The organism is Nocardioides exalbidus (assembly GCF_900105585.1).
GTDB lineage: Bacteria > Actinomycetota > Actinomycetes > Propionibacteriales > Nocardioidaceae > Nocardioides > Nocardioides exalbidus.
Genome location: NZ_FNRT01000002.1, coordinates 609,708 through 634,335 on the forward strand (window position 1 = coordinate 609,708; position 24,628 = coordinate 634,335).

Below are 24,628 nucleotides of genomic sequence, written 5' to 3' on the forward strand. Positions count from 1 at the left end.
CATCGAGGCTAGCCCGCGGCGGCGACCTCACGAGTCTGGGCCGCAAGGACTTCCGCCACTCGTGTCGCAACGGCCTCGACAACCGGGACCACGACACTGTTGCCGAACTGCTTGTAGGCCTGCGTGTCACTCACCGGGATCTCGAAGGTATCCGGAAAGCCCATGAGCCGGGCACACTCGCGCGGGGTGAGACGACGCGGGCGCGAGTCCGTTCCTTGGTCCACGAGGATTTCCGACCCGTCCTTGTAATACCGAGCGGAAAGCGTGCGGGCAACGTCATTGCGGGTGACCAAGCCGAAACCGAAGCCATTGCCCGCAGCGCTGTGCTTCTTCTTGTAGTTCTGCAGGTACTGCCATAGCCCCGGCGTCAGCGTGTACTTCTGAGCGACTTGGCCAACAGCGTCGGTGTACGGCAGGTGAGGAGCCTCAGAACCATCCTCGCGGTGCAAAACGGACTCCATGGTGGGTGAGTCGCCATCGAGCTCGAAGTCCTCGAAGGTGAAGCCTGATCCGTTGGGGAAAACGCGCTTGTCGAAGCCGACCATGAAGATGCGCCGACGACCCTGCGGGACAACACGACTGGCGTCGATGACGATCGAGTGGAATTCGTAGCCAAGTTCGTCCTCGAGCTTGGCCCGAATCACCTTGAAGGTGTTGCCCTTGTCGTGCGACACGAGGTTGCGAACGTTCTCCAGCACGAACGCTCGCGGACGCTTCTCGGCGATGATGCGCGCGACGTCGAAGAACAACGTCCCCTGCGTGGGGTCCTGGAAGCCGTGCGGTCGCCCGAGGGCATTCTTCTTCGATACACCAGCGATGCTGAACGGCTGGCACGGGAAGCCGCCAACAAGTACGTCGTGGTCGGGAACCTCGGACGCCGTCACCTCGCGGATGTCGCCAGCGAAGACATGCTCACTACCCTCGTCCGTCGGATAGTTGGTCTCGTAGGTCTGGCGCGCGAATCGGTCCCACTCAGACGTGAAAACACACTCCCCGCCAGCTCGCTCAAAGCCGAGCCGGCAGCCGCCGATCCCCGCGAAGAGGTCGATGAAGCGAAACGTGGGGTCGGGATTCCGATCGATCTGACTGACAATCTTGGAGACCACGGTGATGCCCTTTCAAAGCGCTCGACGACCCTACGGAGCCAGGTTAGACAGGCCCACCGACATTGGTGGACTGGAGCGACGAGACACGCCGCAACCAGCCCACCAGGTGTCAGGTCAGCTGCAGCCGCTGGTGGACCCGCAGCCCTCGCACACGTAGCACGAACCAGCAGGCCGCATCTTCGTGCCGCAAGTCATGCACAGCGGCGAGTCGACGGCCGTACCGGTGAGCTGCTCGAACAGCTCGGCGGTGGTCTTGGCACCCGACGGAGCCGGCTTGGCGGTGGCCTCGACGACGTCCTCGACCTCGACGACCTCAGCGGCGACCGGGGCAGCAACCGCCTCGACCAGCTCGGAAGCGTTGCCGGTCTCCTCCACGAGCGGCTCGTAGGAGCCGGTCTCGAGGTGGCGCTGGCGCTCGTCGGCGGAGTAGATGCCGAGAGCCGAGCGCTCGTCGAAGGACAGGTAGTCCAGGGCCAGGCGGCGGAAGATGTAGTCCATGATCGACTGCGACATCCGCACGTCCGGGTCGTCGGTGAGGCCGGCGGGCTCGAAGCGCAGGTTGGTGAACTTCGAGACGTAGGTCTCCAGCGGGACGCCGTACTGCAGGCCGATCGACACCGCGATCGAGAAGGCGTCCATCACGCCGGCCAGGGTCGAGCCCTGCTTGCCGAGCTTGAGGAAGACCTCGCCGAGCTGGCCGTCGTCGTGGGCGCCGGAGGTCATGTAGCCCTCGGCACCGCCGACGGTGAACGACGTCGTGCGGGAGACGCGCGACTTCGGCAGGCGCTTGCGGACCGGGGCGTAGACGACCTTCTCCACGACCTTGGTCTCGACGACCGCGTCGGCCGCGGCCTTGTCGGCCTCGTCCTTCTTGGCCTTGCCGCCACCGTCGGACAGGGGCTGGCCGACCTTGCAGTTGTCGCGGTAGACGGCCGTCGCCTTGAGGCCGAGCTTCCAGGACTGCATGTAGACGTCCTCGATCTCCTCGACCGAGGCGCTCTCGGGGAGGTTGACCGTCTTGGAGATCGCGCCGGAGAGGAACGGCTGCGCGGCAGCCATCATCCGCACGTGGCCCATCGGCTTGAGCGAACGAGCGCCCATCGCGGTGTCGAAGACCTCGTAGTGCTCGAGCTTGAGGCCGGGAGCGTCGACCACGTGGCCGTGCTCGGCGATGTAGGCGACGATCGCCTCGATCTGCTCCTCCTGGTAGCCCATCTTCTTCAGGGCCCGCGGGATCGTCTGGTTGACGATCTGCATGGAGCCACCGCCGACGAGCTTCTTGAACTTCACCAGCGAGAAGTCGGGCTCGATGCCGGTCGTGTCGCAGTCCATCATGAAGCCGATGGTGCCGGTGGGCGCGAGCACGGAGGCCTGCGCGTTGCGGAAGCCGTTCTTGTCACCGAGCTTGATGACGTCGGCCCACGCCTGCGTCGCCAGCTTGTGGGTGCGGCCGTCCTCGGTGTGCAGCACGCGGACGACGTCGTTGGCCGCCTGGTGCTTGCGCATCACGCGCTTGTGGGCCTCGGCGTTGCGGGCGTAGCCGGCGTAGGGGCCGACGATCCCGGCGAGCTCGGCGCTGCGCTTGTAGGACGTGCCGGTCATGAGGGACGTGATCGCGGCAGCCATCGAGCGGCCGCCCTCGGAGTCGTACCCGAGGCCCATGGCCATGAGCAGCGCGCCGAGGTTCGCGTAGCCGATGCCGAGCTGGCGGTAGTCGACCGTGGTCTTGCCGATCGGCTCGGTCGGGAAGTCGGCGAAGCAGATCGAGATGTCCATCGCGGTGATGATGAACTCGACGGCCTTGGCGAACAGGGCGGCGTCGAAGGTGTCGTCGTCCTTGAGGAACTTCAGCAGGTTGAGCGAGGCCAGGTTGCAGGACGAGTTGTCGAGCGACATGTACTCCGAGCACGGGTTGGACGCGGTGATGCGGCCGGTCTCGGGGTTGGTGTGCCAGTCGTTGATCGTGTCGTCGTACTGCAGACCCGGGTCGGCGCAGGCCCACGCGGCCTCGCTGATCTTGCGGAAGAGGTCGCGGGCGTCGACGGTCTCGATGACCTCGCCGGTGCCGCGCGAGCGGAGGCCGAACTCGGTGCCGTCCTCGACGGCGCGCATGAACTCGTCGGTGACGCGGACGGAGTTGTTGGCGTTCTGGTACTGGACCGAGGTGATGTCGGCGCCACCGAGGTCCATGTCGAACCCGGCGTCGCGGAGGGCGCGGATCTTGTCCTCCTCCTTCGCCTTCGTCATCACGAACTCCTCGATGTCCGGGTGGTCGACGTCGAGGACGACCATCTTGGCCGCACGACGCGTCGCGCCGCCCGACTTGATGGTGCCCGCGGAGGCGTCGGCGCCGCGCATGAAGGAGACGGGACCCGACGCCGTACCACCGGAGCTGAGCAGCTCCTTGGACGAGCGGATGCGGGAGAGGTTGAGGCCGGCACCGGAGCCGCCCTTGAAGATGAAGCCCTCCTCCTTGTACCAGTTGAGGATCGAGTCCATCGAGTCGTCGACGCTGAGGATGAAGCAGGCCGAGACCTGCTGCGGCGACGCCGTGCCGACGTTGAACCACACGGGGCTGTTGAACGAGAAGTACTGGTTGACCAAGAGCCAGGTGAGCTCGTGCTCGAAGATCTCGGCGTCGCCGGGGGTGGCGAAGTAGCCGTGGTCGACACCGGCCCTGGTGTACGTCGTCACGATCCGGTCGATGAGCTGCTTGAGGCTCCACTCGCGGACGTCGGTGCCGACGGCGCCGCGGAAGTACTTGGTGGTGACGATCGTGGAGGCGTTGACCGACCAGGTGTCGGGGTACTCCACGCCGCGCTGCTCGAAGACGGTCTCGCCGGTCTTCCAGTTGGTCTGGACGACGTCGCGGCGCTCCCAGGTGATCTCGTCGTAGGGGTGGGTGCCCTCGGTGCTGAAGACGCGCTCCAGCGTCAGACCCTTGCCCTTCGTCGCACGCTTGCTGCGGGCGCTCGCCGTCTCGGTCATTCGGGCTCCTCGTTCCCTCGTGGTGTGTGCTGCCGTGTGGTGGTGCTGATGTCCTGCAGGTGTGCGGAATGCGTCCGCGGCATTGGTAGGCCCGGCAGGCAGCTTCCCCACTACCTGCCGGGCCGTCTGGGGGTCAGCCCGAGTGCGCCGATTCGGCGGCGGGCTGATCGTCGGCTGCGGCTCGTTCGAGCCGCAGCATCTTGATCTCGGCGTCGAAGTCGTCAGCCGACTCGAACGCGCGGTAGACGCTCGCGAAGCGGAGGTACGCCACCTCGTCGAGCGCGCGCAGCGGGGCCAGGATCGCCAGGCCGACGTCGTTCGCGTCGAACTCGGCCTGGCCGCTCAGGCGCAGGGCGTCCTCGACGTCCTGGCCGAGGCAGGCGAGCTGGGCGTCGGTGACCGGGCGGCCCTTGCAGGCCTTGCGGACGCCGGCGATCGCCTTGTCGCGGTTGAACGGCTCGGTCGCACCGGAGCGCTTGAGCACCGTGAGCTGCATCTTCTCGATCGTCGTGAAGCGGCGGTCGCACTCCGAGCAGGTGCGCCGGCGGCGGATCGAACCGCCGTCGTCGGCGACGCGGGAGTCGAGGACCTTGGTGTCCTCGTTCTTGCAGTAGGGACAGTGCATGGGTCCTCCTCTCGCGTCGTCAGGGCGCGCTTCGTACACCCTCATAACAGGGTGCGGCTTGGGGATGTTCCTGTGGACAACTAGCCTCAAGCTGTGCGCTTCGGCCTCTAGCTTGTGCACCAGATGTGGATAACTACAGCGGTGTAACTACTAGATGTAGTGGTAACCGTACGCCCCGACCACAATGCTTGGCAAGCGAATGCGGAACCTCTGCCGACCAATTTGGCGGCGCTCACAAAACTGCAGGTCAGAGCGATTTCGAGTCCTGTCGGGGCGGCGTGTCGACCCGTGTTTGTGGTCAGTTCGGGTGTCCCCCTCCGGTCACATGCGTCACACTGTTCCCCGTGTCCACGGGGAAGCGAGCAGGGTCGAGGCGTGGCACTCGCCAGCCCCGCTCCCTCAACCGCGCGGCGCTCTTCCTGGGCGCGGCGATCACCGTCTGCGTGGTCGCCTGGGGCTACCTCGTCTACGCCGCCATCGACTTCGGTACGGCCGCGCGCGGGGGCAGCTCAGGCGCCTGGGGCTTCATGGCCCTCGCCTGCCTCGGCGCGATCGCGTGCCTCTTCGTGGGGCTGCTGCTGGTCGCCCGGATGATGCGGGCCCTGGGGGTCACCTCGGCCCCCGACTCCCCCGCTCCTGCTCCTCGGCCGGTCGGCGGGAAGCGCGCGGCTCGCTAGCGCGGCGTCCGCTCGAGGACGTCGCGCTCAGCGGATGACGAGCTGGGGCAGCGCCTCGACGACCCGGAGGTCCGAGCCGGCGCCGGCGACGGTGAGCGCGTCCGGGATCGACTGCCAGTCGCCGTCGCCGATCCGGAACTGGCCCGCGTACGTGGTGTCGACGCTGACCACGACGTCGCCGGTCGCCAGGTAGACGTGGGTGACGTCGAGATTCGGGTGCGGGCGACCCGGGTTGGTCGTCGCCGTGCTCTGACCGTCGCCGAACTTGAAGGTGTACGACGGCATCGCACGGATCTCGACGCGGCGACCGGCCAGCGTGACGGTCCGCGTGCTGACCTGGTCGTTGGTCGTGTAGAAGTTCGTCTCGAGGTTGACCAGTGTCTTGCCGCCGGGCGGTTGGACGACGAGCTCGGACGAGGGCCACGTCAGGCGCTTGAACTCGCGGATAGCAAGCTCGGCGATGTTGACCTCCTCCACTTGGCTCTCGGGTACGCAGACGTCGCCGACGTCGGTGCCATCCATGTAGACGTCGTGGACGAAGCCCTCCTCCCCGTTCTCGAGACACTCGACGTGCTCAGCGCAGATGCCGCCATTGCTGCACTGGATCGTGACGACCCACGTGTGCCCATCTCCGGAGCCGGAACTCGAGCTGTAGTCGGCATACGTCCACTGGCATTCGGCATCTGCCTGTTCCCACCCAACGGTGATGCATGGCGATGGCTCGGCAGAAGCTGGACTCGAAACAGCTGGAGTGATGAGCAGGGCAGCCACCAGCACGAGGGCTCGGAGTGCATGAAAGGGCTTCACAGGATTCCAAAGTGGGTCACGACCCAATTGCCCGATGCCTTGCCAAGCGTGACTCTCAGCGTGGTGCGCCCTCCCGGCAGGGTTTCCGGGGCCTCACCCGGTCGCGAGATGACCGTGTCGGGTAGATCTTTCGTGAGGTTGAAGGTGGGAGGCGTCTTGCCGAGTTGCTTGATGCTCACGATGGTCGAACCGGCGAACTCGGCGCTTCCACCGGCGGCGTACACCTCGCTCACGTTGTCGACGAACGCCTGACAAGGCGAGCACTTTGGCGTCATGGCGTCGTACTCGGCGGTGTCCCCAGTCACCTGCATCTCGTCGCCCGCCTTCACCCAGCGCCGGATGAACTCCTCCGCGCTCTCGGCCTCAGGCGTCTCGGTCTCCGTCGGCTCATCCGTGGGCGTCGAGGTCGACGTCTCCGGCATCTTCGGCTTGGGCTCGGGGTCGTCGGAGCACCCGGCGAGGAGCAGGGGTGCGACCAGGGCGAGCGCGAGGGCGCGGCGTACGTGCATCGAGTGGGCCTTCCCGAGAGCGTTGAACGCAGTCAAGTTACCCATGACGGAGCGTCTCGAACCAGTGCGTCGGCAAAGCCTGTGGACAAACCGAAATGCGCCGAGGGGCGGGCACATGGCCCGCCCCTCGCCTTCCCCTTGGTCCACCAGCCGGGGTCGAAGCGGCTGATGGAGGCCTCTGCGCCTACTCGGTGACGACCGGGACGCGGAGCTTCTGGCCAGCCGTGAGGCTGGCGGAGTCGAGGGCGTTGAGCCGCTCGATCTGGGTCATCATCCCGCGGACGTCACCTTCGGTGGCGATGTCGCTGGCGATGCCCCAGAGGGTGTCGCCGGGGGCGACCTGGACGACCTCGGTCGGCACGGGCTGGCCGGCCGAGTCGGTGCCGACGGCACCGCCGGCCAGCATGATCGCCACGCCGAGGACGAGGAAGAGCGACGTCAGGAAGACGACGAGCCGGCCACGTCGCGTCAGCCGCACGGTCGAACGCGGGCGAGCGGTGGCGGGGCTGGCGGTGAAGACCGGAGAAAGGCTGAGGGTGCTCATGGTGTGGCCTCCTGGGGAAGATCAGCCGGGTGGAAGTTGTCGGAGGAATGTCTAGCGACAGCCACCGACAGTGGGTGGTTGTCGATCAGACGTTCGATCGAACAGGTGTACGACGTTAGAGCACGTGTTCGAACGATGCAAGACCCCTGTTGAACAAATGTTCGGCGTGTCGCCACCGGTCTCGCGCGACACGCGGCTTCGAACAGATGTTTGATCACGCCCCTCGGTTCGGGCTACGGTGCTCGCACAGCCGGCCTGGTCCGGCAGTCGCACCACCAGCCCGTCCAGACATGCGTCGAGAGGTTCCACAGATGGCCAAGTCAGACGACAAGAACGTCATCGAGATGCCCGACGGTCCCCCGGACGCGACGGGCCTGACCCCGCGCCAGCAGCGCGTGCTCGCGACCATCAAGGACTCCATCGAGTCCAAGGGCTACCCGCCGTCGATGCGCGAGATCGGCCAGGCCGTCGGCCTGACCTCCTCCTCGAGCGTCGCCCACCAGCTGCGCGTGCTCGAGAGCAAGGGCTTCCTCAAGCGCGACCCCAACCGTCCGCGCGCCCTCGAGGTGTTCCTGCCCGAGGTGATGGCCGCCCGTCGCTCGATCTCCAGCGGCGACGAGTCGAGCGTCGACGAGACCGGCATCGGCGACGTCTCGCCGACCGCGGTCAACATCCCCGTCGTGGGCCGCATCGCCGCCGGTGGCCCGATCCTCGCCGAGGAGCAGGTCACCGACGTCTTTCCGCTGCCCAAGCAGCTCGTCGGCGACGGCACGCTCTTCCTCCTCGAGGTCTCCGGTGACTCGATGGTCGACGCGGCCATCTGCAACGGCGACTACGTCGTCATCCGCCAGGAGCAGACGGCCGAGAACGGCCAGATCGTCGCCGCGATGATCGAGGGCGAGGCCACCGTCAAGACGTTCCAGCGCAAGGACGGCCACGTCTGGCTGCTGCCGCACAACACCGCGTACGACCCGATCCCGGGTGACAACGCCACGATCCTCGGCGTTGTGACGGCGGTCCTGCGCAGCATCTGAGCTGGGTCTCGACACGGGCGCGGGGCGCCCTGCTCAACCATCGCACGGGTGGACACCTCCACGGGTGTCCACCCGTTCGTGCGTTGAAACGGCCGTATCCGCCGGACACGATGGCCAGATGAGCGCCATCAAGGAGTCGTACGACTACGTCATCGTCGGAGCAGGCGTCACCGCTGCCAGTGCAGTGAAGGGGATCCGGTCCGGGGACGGGGGCGGCACGATCGCCGTGCTCGGGTCCGAGCCCGCGAGGCCGCTCTACCGCCCGGACCTGTCCAAGGACCTCTGGCTCGACGACGACAAGACGCTCGCCGACTCCGACCTGGCCGGCGACCTCGACGAGGACGACGCGGTCGACCTGGTCACCGACACGACCGTGACGGAGATCGATCCGGGCGCGCACGTCGTACGCCTGGCTGACGGGACGTCGGTGTCCTACGGCAAGCTGCTGCTCGCCACCGGCGCCGAGCCGCGCGTGCTCGGCATCGACCCCGGCCCGCGGGTGGTCTACTACCGCACGGCCGCGGACTACGAGCGGCTGCGCGCGTTCGCCGGGGAGGGCAGCCACGTCGTGGTCGTCGGCGGTGGCTACATCGGGTCGGAGATCACCTCCGCCCTCGTGCAGAACGGCGTGACCGTCACGCTCGTGCTCGACCTCGAGGACGTGCAGGAGCAGATGTTCCCGCGCGCGCTGGCCGCGACGCTGACCAAGGCCTTCGCCGACAAGGGCGTCACGATCGTGCACGGCTCGGTCGAGGGTGGGCAGGAGGAGGACGGCGGCGTCCGGATCAGCCTCGAGGACGGCACCGACATCACTGCCGACGGCGCGGTCATCGGCGTCGGGGTGCTCCCCCGCACCGGTCTGGCGGACGCTGCGGGGCTCGAGGTCGACAACGGCATCGTCGTCGACGAGCACCTGCGCACCAGCGCCGAGGACGTGTGGGCCGCGGGCGACGTGGCGGCGTACGACGACGCGCTGCTCGGCCGTCGTCGCGTCGAGCACGTCGACCACGCCGAGAAGTCCGGTGAGGCCGCCGGCAAGGCCATGACCGGCAGCGACGAGACCTACGACTACACGCCCTTCTTCTGGTCCGACATCCTCGACCACGGCTACGAGGCCGTCGGCGAGACGAAGAGCGACCTCGACCTGGTCGAGGACTGGAAGGACGGCGAGGTCGGCACCGGCGTCGTCTACTACCTGAAGTCCGGGCACGTGCGCGGCGTGCTGCTGTGGAACGTGTGGGACAGCGTCGACCAGGCGCGCGAGCTCATCGCCGAGACCAAGGACGAGCCGGTCGCCGACCCGGAGGCGCTGCGAGGGCGGATCGCGTTCGGCTGACCGGTCGGGGTCTCGATGCGCCTCGTTCGTTCCACGCGGGGCTGCTCAACCGCCTAGGCTGAGCGGCGATGTCGCGACCTGATCCCGAGCTGTTCCGCACCCGACCCGGCAACCGGCGCCGGCTCACGCCGCCCGGTGAGGCGGAGCTCGACCGGCTCGCGACCGCCGGCGAGGAGTCCGGCTGGCTCAGCCCCCTGGCGTACAACCTCACGATCAGCCACTCGCACCGGTTCGTCTGGTACCGCGTGGCGAAGGTCGCCACGCGCACGATCCGGCACCACTGCGAGAGCAACGGCGTGGTCCTCGACGTCGACCACGCCATGCGGATCCGCTACCCGTGGGAGTCGTACGCCGACTACTTCACGTTCGCGTTCGTCCGCGACCCGCTCGACCGCTTCGTGTCGGCGTGGCACGACAAGGTCGTGGACAACAACTACTACGACTTCGACCCGGCGACGCACGCGCGGATGCAGGTGATCGAGGAGTTCGCCGCGTGGACCGCGACCCACGACCTCGGCGCGGTGCCGGGCACCGACCAGCACCTGACGCTCCAGAGCCGGATGATCGACCTCAACCGCGTCGACTTCGTCGGCCGGCTCGAGACCTTCGACCGCGACTTCGCCGAGGTGTGCGAGCGGATCGGGGCGCCGGCCGTGCCCACCGCTCCGAAGAACCAGACCGCACCCGGCGGCCGCGACCGCCAGGTGTCGGCCGAGCTGCGCGACCTCGTGGCACGGATGTACCGCCGCGACTACCAGCTCTTCGGCTACCCGACCGACGTGGAGGCATGATGACGCTCGACCGCCCGCGCTTCTCGACCACCTCGCTGCGCGAGGGCTACGACATGCAGGAGGTCGACCAGGCCATCGACCTGATCTTCGAGAACCTCGAGCTCGCCGAGCCGCGCTTCGGCGCCGAGCGGATCACTGACCTGCGCTTCACCCCGGTGCGGCTGCGCCAGGGGTACGACATCGGCGAGGTCGACACCTGGCTGGACCTCGCCGCCGCGGAGACCGCCCGACGCGCGTCAGGAGGCGCGCCGCCCGAGCAGGCGCCTCCGGTCCCCGGACCCGCGCCCGAGGCGCAGCCGCATCCGCAGGCCGCCCCGCAGCCGGTGTCGGCGCCGCAGCCGCAGGCGGCGCCCGCGCGGTCGTCGTACGAGCCGACGAGGTCGTCCGCGATCACCGAGGTGAGCTCGGGCGGACCCGCCCTCTACCTGATCCTCGTCGCGATCCTCGTCGTCGTCGGCGTGATCGCCTACGCGCTCTTCGCCTGACCCAGCCTCGACAGCGCCTGGCGCACCAGCGCCGGGTCGGTCGTCGACCACATCGGCGGCAGGGAGGCCTTGAGGAACCGTCCGTAGCGCGCCGTCTCGAGGCGCGGGTCGAGGACGGCGACGATGCCGCGGTCGGTGGTGGTGCGGATCAGGCGTCCGGCGCCCTGCGCCATCAGCAGCGCGGCGTGGGTCGCGGCGACCTGCATGAAGCCGTTGCCACCGGCCTGGTCGGCCGCCTTCTGCCGCGCGGACATCAGCGGGTCGTCAGGGCGCGGGAAGGGGATCCGGTCGATGATCACGAGCTGGCAGGTGTCGCCCGGGACGTCGAGGCCCTGCCACAGCGACAGCGTGCCGAACAGGCAGGTGTGGGGATCCTCGACGAACTGCTTGGCGAGCTCGGGAAGCTGCGCGTCGCCCTGCGCGAGCGTGGTCAGGTGGGGCAGCCGGGCACGCACCGCCTCGGCCGCGGTCTCCGCGGCGCGTCGGGACGAGAACAGCCCGAGCGTGCGACCGTCGAGGGAGTCGACGAGCTCGCAGATCTCGTCGAGCTGCGCCTGTCCGAGGCCGTCGCGGCCGGGCTGCGGCAGGTGGCGGGCGACGTAGAGGATCGACTGCTGGCCGTAGTCGAAGGGCGAGCCGACGTCGATGCCCTTCCAGGGCAGCGCGTCGTCGGCGTCGGTGGTCGCGACCTGGTGGCCGATCCGCTCAGTGGGCTTGAGCCCGAGCGAGGTGGCGACCGCGCCGAACTCGCCGCCGAGCATCAACGTGGCGCTGGTGAAGACGACCGTCTTGTCGGTGAGCAGCTTGTCGCGCATCGGGCCCCAGACCTGGAGCGGCGCGACGTGCAGCCGCGCCGGGAACCGGTCGCGCGCCTCGCCGAGCCACAGCACGTCGGCCTGCGAGCCGGCGGCCATCCGCTCGGCGTTGACGAACACCTCCTGCACCATGCCCCTGGCCTGGGTGCGCCCGGCATCGCCCTCGCCGCCACCGCCACCGGACTCGCGGGGGTACGCCGACAGGCAGGCGCGCGCGGCGTCACGGACGAGCACCAGGGCGTCGGACAGCTGCTGCGAGACCTGGTCGATCCGCCCGGGCGGCGTCGCCTCGAACGCCTCGGCCAGCTGCTGGGCGGCGTCCTCGAGGTCGCCCGCCGGATCGCCGTCCGCGTCGGCGGTCCAGCGGCTCGAGCGCCGGGCGGCGCGCTCGATGTCGGCGGCCGCGAGCTCGTCGGTCGCGGCCTGGGTGACGCGGGCGGTCAGCTCGTGCGCCTCGTCGATGACGACGGTGTCGTAGTCGGGGATCATCGGCACCTCCTCGATCGCGTCGATCGCGAGGAGCGAGTGGTTGGTGACGATCAGGTGGCTGCGCTGCGCCTTCTCACGCGCGAGCTCGGCGAAGCACTCCGCGCCGAAGGGGCACTTCGCGGCACCGAGGCACTCGCGGTGGCTGACCGAGACCTGGCGCCACTCGCGGTCGGTGTGGCGCGGGGCGTTGTCGCGCTCACCGCTGCCCTTCTGCTCGGACTCCTCCTCGGCCCACGCCCGCAGCTCGAGGACCTTCTCGGCCATCGAGCCCATGGGGACGTCGACCAACGTGCCCTGGTCGTCGGGGACCCCGGCGCGGATCCGGTGGAGGCAGGCGTAGTTGGAGCGGCCCTTGAGGACGGCGTAGGACGTGTCGAGGCCGGGCACGTCCTTGACCGCCTCGACCAGCCGGGGTAGGTCGCGCTCGACGAGCTGGTGCTGGAGGGCCAGGGTCGCGGTGGCGACCACGACGCGCTTGTCGTGCAGCATCGCCGGGACGAGGTAGCCCAGCGACTTGCCGGTGCCGGTCCCGGCCTGGACGAGCAGGTGGCGGCCGTCCTCCATCGCCTCCGCGACCTCGGTCGCCATCTGGACCTGGCCGTCGCGCTGCTGCCCGCCGAGCGCCGAGACGGCCTGGGCCAGCACGGTCGCGACTCGGCTGGAGGAGGTGTCGGGCTCAGGCACCAGAGCACCCTACGGGGCGGCGCCGACACGACGTCGTACGCCATCCACAAGGGACGTCAGTAGTTCTTCTTGCGGCCGATCTGGCGCTCGATGCGCCGCTCGGGCTGGCCGAGGAGCCTGGCCAGGATCTTCACGCGGTACTTGTACGCGACCACGCCCAGCACGACGATCAGCAGCAACCACAGCATGGGCAGAGCGTACGACGACCGGGCAAGGTGGGGGCGCGGCCGATCGAACCTTTGCACCCGAGTCTCCCGCTTGTCGGCCGAGATCTCGGCCGACAAGCGGGGCGGTCACCGGATATCCGGTGACTCGCGGCAGGAGGCGTCAGACGACGGCGCCGGAGTCCTCGGGGGCGCGGACGACCTTCTCGCGCTTGACCCGGCTCATCGGGAAGCGCTGGTGGAGGTAGGTCAGCATCGGGGTGGCCACGAAGACCGAGGACAGCGTGCCGATGACGAGTCCGACGAGGAGGGCGATCGCGAAGTCCTGGAGGGAGTCGCCGCCGATGACGGCGAGCGCGGCCAGGATGAACATCGCGCCGAGGCCGGTGTTGACCGTGCGGGGCATCGTCTCGACGGCGGCGGTGTTGGCCATCTCCATGAAGTCGGCGTCGGGCTTGGAGCCGTACCAGCGCTCGCGGATGCGGTCGAAGACGACGACGGAGTCGTTGACCGAGAGTCCGACGATCGTCATCACGGCAGCCAGGAAGATGCCGTCGATCGGCTTGTGGAGCCAGGCGAAGAGACCGACCACGAGGATCACGTCGTGCGCCATCGCGACGACGGCGGAGAAGCCGAAGGTCCACTTGTAGCGGATCGCGAGGTAGAGCAGCTGCGCCAGGAAGGCCACGCCGAACGCGATGAGCGCGTTGTTGCGCAGCTCCTTGCCCAGCGACGACCCGATGGTCTGGTCGTCGACCTTGGTGACGTCGCCGCCGACCTTGGCCAGCTCGGCCTCGATCTTCTGCTCCTCGTCGTTGCTGATCTCACCGGTGCGGACGGTGAAGCCGCTCTCGGCCGTCTGCACGACGGCCTCCGGGAAGCCGGCGTCGGCGACTGCCTGGCGCGCCTGGTCGACGGAGGTGTCCTTGGTCACCGAGTAGTCGAGCTGGCGCCCACCGGTGAACTCGACGCCGAGGTTGAGGCCCTGGGTGACGATGCCGGTGACGGCCACGACGAGCGCGGCGGCGGAGATGCCGAGCCAGATCTTGCGGCGCGGCATGATCTGCGGGTTCTTCTTCTCGAGCCACTTGCGCACCGCACCGACGTCGCTGAGGCCGGTGAGGCGCGGACGACGCGAGACCGGCCGGTTGGAGACCAGGAGGTCGCACAGCACGCGGGCGACGATGAGCGCGGAGATCATCGACGCGATGACACCGATGGTCAGCGTGACACCGAAGCCCTTGATCGGCCCGGAGCCCAGGAAGAACAGCAGGCCGGCGGCCAGCAGGGTGGTGACGTTGGAGTCGATGATCGCGCTCCACGCCTTGTTGAAGCCGACGGCGAGGGCGCGCCGGAACCCTGCCGATGGGTAGGCGGCGTACTCCTCCCTGGCTCTCTCGAAGACGAGGACGTTGGCATCGATCGCCATGCCGATGGCGAGCACGAAGCCGGCGAGGCCCGGCAGCGTCAGCGTCGATCCGAGGCCGACGAGCATGGCGTAGGCGAGGAGGGCGTACGACGCCAGCGCGAGCGTCGCGCCGAAGCCGACGAGGCGGTAGACGATGATGATGAACAGGCCGGTCAGGACGATGCCGATGATGCCGGCCTCGATGGACTGGTCGATCGCCGCGGCGCCGAGCGAGGGACCGACGAGGCGGTCGGAGATCGGCGACAGCTCGAGCGGCAGCGAACCACCCTCGATGAGCGCGGCGAGGTCGCCGGCCTGGGTGGCGGTGTAGCTGCCGGTGATCTGGGTGCTGCCGCCGCGGATGCCGACGTCGCAGCCGACGTCGGTGTTGACCTCGGGCGAGGAGATCACCTCACCGTCGAGGACGATCGCGATGCGGCGCTTGGGGTCGCCGGACGGGTTGCAGGCGGCCTTGCCGGTGATGTCGGCCCAGGTGTCGCCACCCTTGCCGTTGAAGTCGATGCCGACGACCCAGTCGACGCTGTTCTGCGGCTGCTGCGCGCTCGCGCCGGTGATCTCGTCACCCTGGATGACCGTCGGGCCGATCTCGATCGTGTCGCCCTGGTCGGACACCAGGACCTGGTCGCCCTTCTTGCTGGGCTTCGCGTCGGCCTGTGCGGTGGCGAGCACCTCGTGGATGGTCAGCTTGGCGGTCGAGCCGATGCGCTCCTCGGCCCGCTGCGCCTCGGCGTCGTTGGTGACGCCCGGCAGCTCGACGAGGATGCGGTTCTCGCCCTGCCGGATGACGGTCGACTCCGCGACACCCAGCGCGTCCACACGCCCGCGGAGGACCTGCAGGGTCTTGTCGACGTTCTCGGCCGTGGCTGGCGTGGCGTCGGTGCCCTCGGCCTGGAAGACGAACTGCGCGCCGCCCTTGAGGTCGAGACCGAGGTTGGGCTTGACGTTGATCGCGAGTGCCGCGCACCCGACCAGGAGGCCGAGCACGAGGAAGAAGCGGATCCAGACACCACGTGACATGCGCGACATACTTCCTTAGGGGTGACGGTCGCCCGAAATCGGGCGCCGGAGACGTCAACGGGTGACTTCACCCGAAGGTTCCGCACGCCCGAGGACGCAAAACGTCAGCGACTGTACGCCGCCAGCTCCCCCGCCAGGTCGGCATTGGCGCGACCGGCGACCACCGTGCCGTCGCCGGTGTGCTCCATCGAGCCGATCTCGGCCTCCTGGTGGATCCGGTTCACCAGGTCGCCGCGCTCGTATGGCAGCAGCACGTCGAACTCGACCTGCGGACGCGGCAGCTCGGACTCGATGGTGGCGAGCGCGGCCTCGATGCCCTCCCCGGTCCTCGCGCTCACCACGACGCTGTGCGGCTCTCGTGCCAGCAGCCGGCTGATCACCAGCGGGTCGGCGGCGTCGGCCTTGTTGATCACGATGATCTCGGGGACCTTGTTGGCGCCGATCTCGGCGAGCACCTGGCGCACCGCGGCGATCTGGCCCTCGGGGTCGGGGTGCGAGCCGTCGACCACGTGGAGCAGCAGGTCGGAGTCGGCGACCTCCTCCAGCGTCGAGCGGAACGCCTCGACGAGGTCGTGCGGGAGGTGGCGGACGAACCCGACGGTGTCGGACATCGTGTAGACGCGACCGTCCGAGGTCGTCGTACGACGCGTGGTGGGGTCGAGGGTCGCGAAGAGCGCGTCCTCGACGAGCACGCCGGCGTCGGTCAGCCGGTTGAGGAGCGAGGACTTGCCGGCGTTGGTGTAGCCGGCGATGGCGACGCTCGGCACGTGGTTGCGACGGCGCGACTGGCGCTTGACGTCGCGGGTGCTGCGCAGGTCCTTGAGCTCGCGGCGCAGCTTGGCGATCTTGGTGTTGATCCGGCGGCGGTCGGTCTCGATCTTGGTCTCACCGGGGCCGCGGCCACCGATACCGTCACCGCCGGCGGCGCGACCGCCGGCCTGTCGGGAGAGGTTGCCACCCCAGCCGCGCAGGCGCTGCTTCATGTACTGCAGCTGGGCCAGCTCGACCTGCGCCTGGCCCTCCTTGCTCTTCGCGTGCTGGGCGAAGATGTCGAGGATCAGCGCGGTGCGGTCGACGACCTTGACCTTGATCCGGTCCTCGAGGTTGCGCAGCTGGCTGGGCGCGAGCTCGCCGTCGCAGATGACCGTGTCGGCGCCGGTGGCCTGGACGATCTCGCGGATCGCCTCGACCTTGCCGCGGCCGATGTAGGTGGCGGGGTCGGGCGACTGGCGGCGCTGGAAGACGGCCTCGAGGACCTCCGAGCCGGCGGTCTCGGCGAGCAGCGCGAGCTCGGCCATCGAGTTCTCGGCGTCGGTGACGGACCCCTCGGTCCAGACGCCGACGAGGACGACCTTCTCCAGCCGGAGCTGGCGGTACTCGACCTCGGTGATGTCCTCGAGCTCGGTGCGCAGGGCGGCGACGCGGCGCAGGGCGTGGCGCTCGGCCAGCTCCTGGGCGCCGACCGTCAGCTCCTCGGGATCGCCGTCGTCGGCGTAGCCGGACTCACCCCACTCGTCGGAGGTGTCGTCGAGGAGCTGGTCGTCGAGCTCGATGGTGTCGTCGTCCCAGGCGCGGGTCGCGTCGAGGGCGTCACGCAGCGTGAAGTCGGCCGCGGGGAGGTCAGGTGCGTTCGTCATATGCCCTCAAGGGTAGGTCGCCCGCCTGACCTGCGCGAACGACTTCGCCGAAGGCGAACAACAGGGCAGTGCCGAAGGCGAACATCAAGCGAGCGCCGACGGCGAACAACCGAGCAGTGCCGTGGGCGAACAGGGCGCGGGTGGCGTCAGCGCTTGACCTTCACCCGGGGCGAGGTCGCCGGGGCGCACATCGGCTGCTCGGGCGAGGTGACGGTGACGTAGTACTTGCCCGCCTTCGCGGGGCGCTTGGTGGCGAACGCACCGTTGGACTTGGCCGACACGACCACCAGGCGACGGTCGGCCTTCTTGTGCACGCGCCACACGGTGACCGTCGCTCCGGTGCGGCACCCCGACGCCGGCGAGGTGACGGTGCCGCGGAGCTTGGACCCCTTGACCTCGAGGCCGACCTCGCGCTGGTAGAGGCAGCCGGTCACGCAGCCCGGGATCGCGACGGGCGGGGCGATCGGAGCCGTCGTGGGGCTCGGGTGCGGGACCGTGGGAGTGCTGGTCGGCGTGCTGGTCGGGGGCGTGGTCGGCGGGTTGGTCGTGGGCGGAGTCGTGGGCGGCTCGGACGTCGGCGGGTTCGACGTGGGTGGCGTGGTGGGCTCGCCGGTCGGCGTCGGGTCGCACACGTCGCCGAAGCCATCGCTGTCGGTGTCCTCCTGGCCGGGGTTCGGGACCTGCGGACAGTTGTCCGCGTAGTCCTCCCACCCGTCGCCGTCGGAGTCGTAGATGGGCGGCTCGCACGGGTCCTGCGGGATCGACTGCGCGCTGCCGTCGGTCGGCTGCTCGGGCGCGATCGGGCAGACCGTCGTGGGTGGCAGCATGCTCGGTGCGGGCGCCGACTGGGCGGATGCGCCGGGCTGGGTGATGCCGAGCGCGGCGACCACCGCGAGCGCCGTGCCGACGAAGACCTTGCTCCCGAGGTGCTGTCCCATGGGTGGCCCGTTCCCCCGGCGCCGAAGCGCCAAACCACCGCGAAGGTAAAGGAAACGACCGCCCGTCAGGCGCGGTGTCGACCCACCGGGGCGATCTCGTGGGTGCTCACGAGGGCGGTGTCGATGAACTCGTCGCACGCGCCACGGACGTCGTGGGGCGTGTGCCCGGGGCCGACCACGACGACACGTACGCCGGCAGCGTGCAGGCGGTGGACCAGCGGCAGCATCGAGGTCATGTCACCGACGATGACGATCTCGTCGATCGCGGCGTCGCGGGCGATGTCGACGGCGTCGATCGCCATCGCGACCAGCGCTTGCTCGTCGTCGTCGGCGAACTGGTGGAAGGAGTGCAGGCCCTGCCGACGCATCCGGCCGACCCAGGCCCCGAGGTCCGATCGGCTCCAGTCGGCGTAGGCGCGGCACACGTTGACCGTGCCGCGCTCGCCGAGGCGGGAGAGCAGTCCGGCAGCGACGTCGTCGTCCACCCGTCGGGCGTCGATGAGCACCGCGATGCGCCGCGCGTGCTCGGTCTCCTCCGCCGTCGGGCGGTACGGCAGCGGCGGCGTACGGGGGGCGGGTGCCTGGAGCGACGGTGCCGCCGGCGCGGTGGGGGCGTCGACGGGTGCCTCGGCCACGACCTCGGTCTCGGCGACGGCGTCGTGCTCGACGTCGGCCTCGAGCGCGGCCTGCGGTGCGTCCACCTCCACCTCGACCTCCACCTGTAGGTCGGCCTCGGCCTCGAGCACGGGCTCGACATCCTCGACGGGAGGTGCCACGCGCAGCACGGTGTCACGACGCAGGCGCTCCTGGCGGCCGGCCGTCATCCAGCGCCGGACGAGCGAGGCGAGCTCGCCGTCGTCGGCGGCCTGGACGCCGGCGGCGTCGCTGTGGAACGTCGCGTCGAGCGACTGCGTCATGGTGCTCACTCCCCCGATCCCGACTCGATGTGGCGGGCGTTACGCCTCTCCCTGCATGACCATGCACCGTTCGTATAGCGGACACGCCGAAAACGGCAGAACTGCTCGCCTCGGGCTAGACCACCGGGTCGAGGGTCAGCGACGCTTCACCCGGACCGTCCGCGAGCGGTCGGCGCCGCACAGCGGCTCGATCGTTGACCCGACCGTCGCGTAGTAGCGGCCGGCCCGCCGCGGCGCCTTGGTGGCGTACGCCCCGCTCCCCCGGGTCGTGACGACGAGGACCTTGCGGTCCTTCGACCGACCGACACGCCAGATCGTGACCGGCACCCGGCTGCTGCAGCCGGTCGCGACGGAGGCGACCCGGCCGGTCAACCGGTGCGTCTTGCGCCGGTGCTTGATCCCCACCGTGCGGGGATACGCGCACGCCACCGTGCAGCTCGGCGGCGTGGTGGTCGGCGGTGGGGCGTCGCAGGCGCTCGGGGTGATGACCAGCGTCCAGTCACGGAGCCGGACCGGAGCCGAGGAGTAGTTGGTGACAGAGATCGAGTACGCCCCGCCCACCGGCGTTGCGTCGAACGCCGCGAGCGGCAGGAAACCGTCGACCTGCGGCGGCTTGTAGCGGCCCCCGGACGACGAGTCCGGAGCCAGGGGCGCAGCAGCCTCGTCGTCGAAGGTCAGGGAGAACGGACCGCCCGCCGGGCTGGGTGTGTAGGGCCCCATCAGCTGGAGGTTGACACCCCCGTGAGCGATGTGGATCTCCGGGCCGCTGGTGTAGTCGTCGAAGGAGAAGGCGACGTCGACGTCGGCGATGGACAGGTCCGTGCGGCCGTCCGGAGGTGCCAGCGTGAACGAGCGTCCCACGGTCTCTCCCGGCTGCACGTCCGTCGCAGCGACCAGGGCGGGCTGCGCCAGCGTGCAGGGGACCGTGGCGCGCGCCGTCGGCGTCGTACCGGCGCTGGAGAGCGTCGCAGCGGCTGTCACCGCTGCAACCGCGAGCACCGTCCGTCCCCCGACCACGCGGTCAGGTTAGTCCGGACGGCCGACTTCAACGATGCTTCACCCGAACCGTTCGTGAACGGTCGGTGCCGCACAGCGGCTCGGCCGCCGAGCCGACCGTGGCGTAGTAGCGACCCGGCCGCCGCGGTGCCCGGACGACGTAGTGCCCGGTGCGCCCGGTGGTGACGACGAGGACCTTGCGGTCCGTGCCCGTGCGCTGGCGCCAGATGGTGACCGGCACCTCGCGGCGGCAGCCGACCGCGACGGAGGAGACCGTGCCGGCGAGGCGCTTCTTCTTGGAGCGGTGGTCGAGGTCGACGGTGCGCGGGTAGGCGCAGGACGCCGAGCACCCCGGAGTGGTCGGGACCCCCGTGACCGGCGGCGGAGACACGACGGGTGCGGTGCCCGGGGTCGGGTCGCAGACGTTGCCGGTTCCGTCGCCGTCCCAGTCGACCTGGTCGGCGTTGGCGGCGCTCGGGCAGTTGTCGGACGTGTCCTCGACGCCGTCGCCGTCCGTGTCGCACCTGTCGCTCGTGACCGTGACGAGCATGTTGCTCGTGGCGACGGGGCCGCCGCCGTAGTTGTTGGCCTCCAGGACCCACAGGCTGCCGGCCCTGAGGCCGTCGAGTCGAGCGAGGGGTTGCTCCGGCTGGTAGCGCCCGCCCGTGGCACCGAGCGGCCACGGGCCGGCCTCGTCGTCGAGGGTGATGTCGTAGCCGCCGGGCGAGGCAGGTCGGGACATCAGCGTGCTCGTCGGGCCCTGGGAGTGCTGCAGTGTCAGGACGAGAGACGTGTCGGCTGCCTGGACGTCGAGCCCGAGATGGACGTCGACGTCCGTGACCCGCGCCTGCTCGCTCCAGCCCCCGTTCACCTGCACGCGGAAGACGGCCCGGCCGTAGGGAGCGATGGTGCTGCCCGAGGTCGACACCGCGGGGAACGTCTGGGTGCACGGCACCGGGGCGGCGTACGCCGACGGGCTGGTCGCGACGCCGCCGGCGAGGCCGGCCCCGAGCAGCACCAGCACTGCACTCGCTCGCGTCGACGTCCCCATGACAGCCCGACTACCCCGGGCGCGCCGGGTGGAAACGTCAGCTCACTTGGGTGGCATCCGGATACCGCCGTCGACGCGGATGGTCTCGCCGTTCATGTAGGAGTTGGTGAGGCACTCCACGACCATGCTGGCGAGCTCCGCGGCGTGGCCGAGGCGCTTGGGGAAGAGCACGTTGGCGCCGAGGTTGGCCTTGAACTCGTCGGGGTTGGGGAACGCGTCGTAGATCGGGGTGTCGATCAGGCCGGGTGCGACCGTGTTGAGCCGGATGCCGGCGGCGGACAGGTCGCGTGCGACCGGGAGGGTCATGCCGACGACGCCGCCCTTGGAGGCGGAGTAGGACGCCTGCCCGATCTGGCCGTCGAACGCGGCGACCGAGGCGAGGTTGACGATCGCGCCGCGCTGGCCGTCGGCGTCGGGCTCGTTGCGGCTCATCACGGTGGCGGCCTGGCGGGTCATGTCGAAGGTGCCGATCAGGTTGATCTCGACGACCTTGCGGAAGGCGTCGAGGTCGTGGGCCTGCTCGAGCAGACCGTCGCGGCCGATGGTGCGCTGCGCCCAGCCGATGCCGGCGGAGTTCACGCAGGCACGCAGGGGCGCGATCTCGGCGGCCGCCTCGACGGCCGCGGTGACCTGGTCGGTCCTCGTAACATCGACGGACGCGAAGACGCCGCCGATCTCGGAGGCCAGGGCCTCGCCCTTCTCGGCGTTGAGGTCGGCGACCACGACGACGGCGCCCTTCGTGGCGAGGGCGCGCGCGACGGCGGCACCGATGCCGCTCGCGCCGCCGGTGACGATGGCGGTCGATCCGGTGATGTCCATGTCCCGGATCCTAGGACGTCCGATCTCCGGCTCCGGCGCTCGCCCTCAGAGGTCGGTCTCGCCCTCGGCCACGAGCACCGCGGGACCGGTCATCAGGACCCGGTCGTCCTCGGTCCAGGTGACGTGGAGGGTGCCACCGGGCACGTCGACGCGGTACGCCGTCCCGCGCGGCGCGCCGTCGGCGAGGGCAGTCGCGACCGCGACGGCGCAGGCGCCGGTGCCGCAGGAGCGGGTCTCGCCGGCTCCGCGCTCGTGCACGCGCATGGCGACGTGGTGCTCGCCGCGCCGGACGACGAACTCGACGTTGACCCCGTGGGGGTAGACCTCGGGGTCGTGCTCGGGCGCCTCGAGGAGGTGGCCGGCGTCGGCGAGGTCGTCGACGAACGCGACGGCGTGCGGGTTGCCCATCGACACGTGCTGCGCGGCCCAGCTCCGGCCGTCGACCGACACCTTCGTCTCGCCCAGCACCTCCGGCGTACCCATGTCCGCGGTGAGCTCGTCGCCGGCACGGTCGAGGACCTTCACGCCGTCGCGGGTGCCGATGCGCATCGGGAACGGCTCGCCCTGGTGGTCGTGGAGGTAGCGCGCGAAGACCCGGACACCGTTGCCGCACATCTCGCTGACCGAGCCGTCGGAGTTGCGGTAGTCCATGAACCAGCCGCCGTCCTGGCGCACCGCACGCAGCACCCCGTCGGCGCCGAGGCCGGCCCGGCGGTCGCACAGCGCGCGCACCCGCTCCACCGACAGGTCGCCGTGGACCGTGCCGTCGGGGTCGGGCAGGACCACGAAGTCGTTCTCGGTGCCGTGGCCCTTGAGGAAGGGATAGCTCACGCCCTCCAGTGTGGCAGGCGCTCGGACGGCTACTTCTTGTCGACCACCGCGGCGGATCCCGTGCCGCGTCGGGTCGGCTCGGCGACCGCGGTCAGCAACGACTTCGGCCCGAACTCGATCGCCGTCGCCGCACCGATCTCCGCGGCGCTGGTGAAGGCGTCGCCGGCCGGTGCGAGGGTGTGGCCGAGGGCGGTGAGCGCGGCACCGTAGGCGTCGATGAAGGCCGGCTCGGCCGTCACGCTCGCGGTGTTGCGCTGGCTGGCGCGCGGCGCGGCGATCGCCTCCTCGATCGTCATGCCGAGGTCGATCCGGTTGACGATCATCTGCAGGACGGTCGTGATGATCGTCGAGCCGCCGGGCGACCCCAGCGCGAGGAACGGCTTGCCGTCCTTGAGGATGATCGTCGGCGACATGGAGCTGCGCGGGCGCTTGCCCGGCTGGATCCGGTTCGGGTCGGCGGCGTCGTAGACCGTCGAGAAGTCTGTGAGCTCGTTGTTGAGCAGGAAGCCGTGGCCGGGGACGGTGATGCCCGAGCCGCCGGTCTGCTCGATCGTGAGGGTGTACTCCACGACGTTGCCCCACTTGTCGGCGACGGTGAGGTTGGTCGTCGAGATGTTCTCGGTGTCCTCCTCGACCTCGCCCTGCCTGGCCGCGGGGCCGCAGATGCCGTCGTAGGACGTCACGTCGCCGGCCGCGACCGGCTTGACCGCCGCCCTGGTCTGGTCGAGCGAGCACGCCCGCTCGGCGGCGTACTTCTTGTCGAGGAGCCGCTTCACCGGGACGTCGACGTAGGCGGGGTCGCCGACGTACTTCCCGCGGTCGGCGAAGGCGAGCGCGCTGGCCTCGAGGTAGTGGTGCAGCGCGGCCTCGGGCGTCATCGCGGCGAGGTTGTAGCGCTCGAGGATGTTGAGCGCCTCGCCGATGGTCGTGCCGCCGGACGACGACGGCGCCATGCCGTAGACGTCGTGGCCGCGGTAGGTCGACCTCGTGGCCTTCTGCGAGCGGACCTTATAGTCGCGAAGGTCGCGCGCCGTGAGGTACCCCTTCGGCACCGGCAGCTTCGTCTTCTTCGTCGTCCGCGGCTTGCGGACCACGTCGGACATCAGCCGGGCGAGCGGGCCGCGGTAGAACGCGGAGATGCCCTTGTCGGCGATCAGGTCGTAGGTGTCGGCGAGCTCGGGGTTGCGGAAGATCGAGCCGACCTTCGGGGCGTCGCCCTTGGGGAGGAACAGCTTCTTGGTGTCGGGGAACGCCGTGAAGCGCACGAGGTTGTCGAGCGTCTGCTGGCGGAAGGTCGGGTCGACCTTGAAGCCGCGACGGGCGACCTTCGTGGCCGGGGCGAGCGCGTCGCCGAGCGACAGCGTGCCCCAGTTGGCCAGGGCCTTGTCCCAGGTCGCCAGGGTGCCGGGGGTGCCGACGCTGACGCCGCTGGTCACCAGGTCGGGGGTGAAGGTGTACGGCGCCCCGGTGGCGGGGTCGATGAACGCGTCCTGCGGCATCTTGTTCGGCGCGGTCTCGCGGCCGTCGATCGTGCGGACCTTGCCGGACCTGGCGTTGTAGTAGACGAAGTAGCCGCCGCCGCCGATGCCAGCGCTGTAGGGCTCGGTGACGCCGAGGGTCGCGGCCGCGGCGACCGCGGCGTCGACCGCGTTGCCGCCGGCCTTGAGCACCCGGAGACCTGCCGCTGTCGCCTCGGGGTCGACGGTCGTGACGGCGCCGCCCTTGCCGATGGCGGTCGGCTTCTTGGCGGTGGGCCGGGCCACGGTGTCACCGGCCCGGTCGGACGGACCGGCGCCGGGTGCCGCCGAGGTGGGGGTGGCGACGACGAGGCCGGCGAGGACGCCGGTGACGGCGAGTGCGGCGATGGGCGTGCGGAGCTGCATGTTCTTCCCTCCCGAGGGTGCGATCCGTCCACCCTGCCGTCCGGAGGCCGCGCTGT

22 protein-coding genes are annotated in these 24,628 nt (G+C 69.8%); 5 read left to right on the top strand and 17 right to left on the bottom strand.

Annotation, left to right across the window (positions count from 1 at the left end; translation table 11 throughout):
• Positions 1-8: 8 nt before the first annotated feature.
• The 3 genes from dcm to nrdR all read right to left on the bottom strand — a co-directional run bounded on the left by dcm (position 9) and on the right by nrdR (position 4,719).
• Entirely contained in the window at positions 9-1,106 is a 1,098-nt protein-coding gene (dcm, locus tag BLV76_RS03285; RefSeq protein ID WP_281246148.1) for a DNA (cytosine-5-)-methyltransferase, read from the bottom strand.
• Between the two features lie 114 nt (positions 1,107-1,220).
• Complete coding sequence (locus BLV76_RS03290) at positions 1,221-4,094, bottom strand: vitamin B12-dependent ribonucleotide reductase (RefSeq protein WP_090967853.1); 2,874 nt, start codon at positions 4,092-4,094, stop codon at positions 1,221-1,223.
• A gap of 133 nt (positions 4,095-4,227) precedes the next feature.
• Positions 4,228-4,719: a transcriptional regulator NrdR gene (gene nrdR / locus BLV76_RS03295; RefSeq protein WP_090967854.1), complete on the bottom strand. Its 492-nt coding sequence runs from the start codon at positions 4,717-4,719 to the stop codon at positions 4,228-4,230.
• A 344-nt stretch (positions 4,720-5,063) separates the two neighbouring features.
• Here nrdR and BLV76_RS03300 point away from each other — a divergent pair, with 344 nt between their 5' ends.
• The gene (locus tag BLV76_RS03300) at positions 5,064-5,396 is read left to right on the top strand and encodes a hypothetical protein (RefSeq protein WP_090967855.1); all 333 of its coding nucleotides are present in this window, start codon (positions 5,064-5,066) and stop codon (positions 5,394-5,396) included.
• A 27-nt stretch (positions 5,397-5,423) separates the two neighbouring features.
• Here the strand turns inward: BLV76_RS03300 and BLV76_RS03305 are convergent, their stop codons facing one another.
• The 3 genes from BLV76_RS03305 to BLV76_RS03315 form a co-directional block, all read right to left on the bottom strand.
• A complete protein-coding gene (locus BLV76_RS03305) occupies positions 5,424-5,918 on the bottom strand; it encodes a hypothetical protein (RefSeq protein ID WP_090967856.1) in 495 nt (164 codons plus the stop codon).
• Positions 5,919-6,199: 281 nt separating this feature from the next.
• On the bottom strand, positions 6,200-6,712 hold the full coding sequence (locus BLV76_RS03310; RefSeq protein WP_139306454.1) for a hypothetical protein: 513 nt from the start codon (positions 6,710-6,712) through the stop codon (positions 6,200-6,202).
• A gap of 184 nt (positions 6,713-6,896) precedes the next feature.
• Positions 6,897-7,256 (bottom strand): LysM peptidoglycan-binding domain-containing protein, encoded by a 360-nt coding sequence (locus BLV76_RS03315; protein ID WP_090967858.1) that lies wholly within the window; start codon positions 7,254-7,256, stop codon positions 6,897-6,899.
• A 311-nt stretch (positions 7,257-7,567) separates the two neighbouring features.
• Between BLV76_RS03315 and lexA the strand changes: the two genes are divergently transcribed.
• The 4 genes from lexA to BLV76_RS22765 all read left to right on the top strand — a co-directional run bounded on the left by lexA (position 7,568) and on the right by BLV76_RS22765 (position 10,902).
• Positions 7,568-8,290: a transcriptional repressor LexA gene (gene lexA / locus BLV76_RS03320; protein WP_175539551.1), complete on the top strand. Its 723-nt coding sequence runs from the start codon at positions 7,568-7,570 to the stop codon at positions 8,288-8,290.
• 118 nt (positions 8,291-8,408) lie between these two features.
• On the top strand, positions 8,409-9,626 hold the full coding sequence (locus tag BLV76_RS03325) for an NAD(P)/FAD-dependent oxidoreductase (RefSeq protein ID WP_090967860.1): 1,218 nt from the start codon (positions 8,409-8,411) through the stop codon (positions 9,624-9,626).
• Positions 9,627-9,694: 68 nt separating this feature from the next.
• Positions 9,695-10,417 carry a sulfotransferase family 2 domain-containing protein gene (locus tag BLV76_RS03330; RefSeq protein WP_090967861.1) on the top strand — a complete coding sequence of 241 codons (723 nt, stop codon included), beginning with the start codon at positions 9,695-9,697 and terminating at the stop codon, positions 10,415-10,417.
• A complete protein-coding gene (locus BLV76_RS22765) occupies positions 10,417-10,902 on the top strand; it encodes a DivIVA domain-containing protein (RefSeq protein ID WP_090967862.1) in 486 nt (161 codons plus the stop codon). Before BLV76_RS03330 ends, BLV76_RS22765 begins: the two co-directional genes overlap by 1 nt.
• Here the strand turns inward: BLV76_RS22765 and BLV76_RS03340 are convergent.
• The 11 genes from BLV76_RS03340 to ggt all read right to left on the bottom strand — a co-directional run bounded on the left by BLV76_RS03340 (position 10,884) and on the right by ggt (position 24,572).
• Positions 10,884-12,890, bottom strand: a complete 2,007-nt coding sequence (locus BLV76_RS03340; RefSeq protein ID WP_245734521.1) for an ATP-dependent DNA helicase — start codon at positions 12,888-12,890, stop codon at positions 10,884-10,886. The genes BLV76_RS22765 and BLV76_RS03340 overlap by 19 nt on opposite strands.
• 56 nt (positions 12,891-12,946) lie before the next feature.
• Positions 12,947-13,078 (bottom strand): hypothetical protein, encoded by a 132-nt coding sequence (locus BLV76_RS23265; protein WP_281246149.1) that lies wholly within the window; start codon positions 13,076-13,078, stop codon positions 12,947-12,949.
• A 139-nt stretch (positions 13,079-13,217) separates the two neighbouring features.
• The gene (gene secD, locus BLV76_RS03345) at positions 13,218-15,500 is read right to left on the bottom strand and encodes a protein translocase subunit SecD (protein ID WP_090972266.1); all 2,283 of its coding nucleotides are present in this window, start codon (positions 15,498-15,500) and stop codon (positions 13,218-13,220) included.
• 104 nt (positions 15,501-15,604) lie between these two features.
• Positions 15,605-17,137, bottom strand: a complete 1,533-nt coding sequence (hflX, locus tag BLV76_RS03350; RefSeq protein ID WP_090967863.1) for a GTPase HflX — start codon at positions 17,135-17,137, stop codon at positions 15,605-15,607.
• Between the two features lie 146 nt (positions 17,138-17,283).
• Positions 17,284-18,075, bottom strand: coding sequence for a thrombospondin type 3 repeat-containing protein (locus tag BLV76_RS23420; RefSeq protein ID WP_090967864.1), 792 nt, complete (start codon positions 18,073-18,075; stop codon positions 17,284-17,286).
• A gap of 65 nt (positions 18,076-18,140) precedes the next feature.
• Positions 18,141-18,992: an NYN domain-containing protein gene (locus BLV76_RS03360; RefSeq protein WP_245734867.1), complete on the bottom strand. Its 852-nt coding sequence runs from the start codon at positions 18,990-18,992 to the stop codon at positions 18,141-18,143.
• 135 nt (positions 18,993-19,127) lie between these two features.
• A complete protein-coding gene (locus BLV76_RS03365) occupies positions 19,128-20,009 on the bottom strand; it encodes a hypothetical protein (protein ID WP_139306455.1) in 882 nt (293 codons plus the stop codon).
• A gap of 28 nt (positions 20,010-20,037) precedes the next feature.
• Complete coding sequence (locus tag BLV76_RS03370) at positions 20,038-21,039, bottom strand: thrombospondin type 3 repeat-containing protein (protein ID WP_139306456.1); 1,002 nt, start codon at positions 21,037-21,039, stop codon at positions 20,038-20,040.
• Between the two features lie 42 nt (positions 21,040-21,081).
• Complete coding sequence (locus BLV76_RS03375; protein WP_090967868.1) at positions 21,082-21,858, bottom strand: SDR family NAD(P)-dependent oxidoreductase; 777 nt, start codon at positions 21,856-21,858, stop codon at positions 21,082-21,084.
• Between the two features lie 45 nt (positions 21,859-21,903).
• Positions 21,904-22,689: a diaminopimelate epimerase gene (gene dapF, locus BLV76_RS03380; protein ID WP_090967869.1), complete on the bottom strand. Its 786-nt coding sequence runs from the start codon at positions 22,687-22,689 to the stop codon at positions 21,904-21,906.
• A 29-nt stretch (positions 22,690-22,718) separates the two neighbouring features.
• Positions 22,719-24,572: a gamma-glutamyltransferase gene (gene ggt, locus BLV76_RS03385; RefSeq protein WP_090967870.1), complete on the bottom strand. Its 1,854-nt coding sequence runs from the start codon at positions 24,570-24,572 to the stop codon at positions 22,719-22,721.
• Positions 24,573-24,628: the final 56 nt, after the last annotated feature.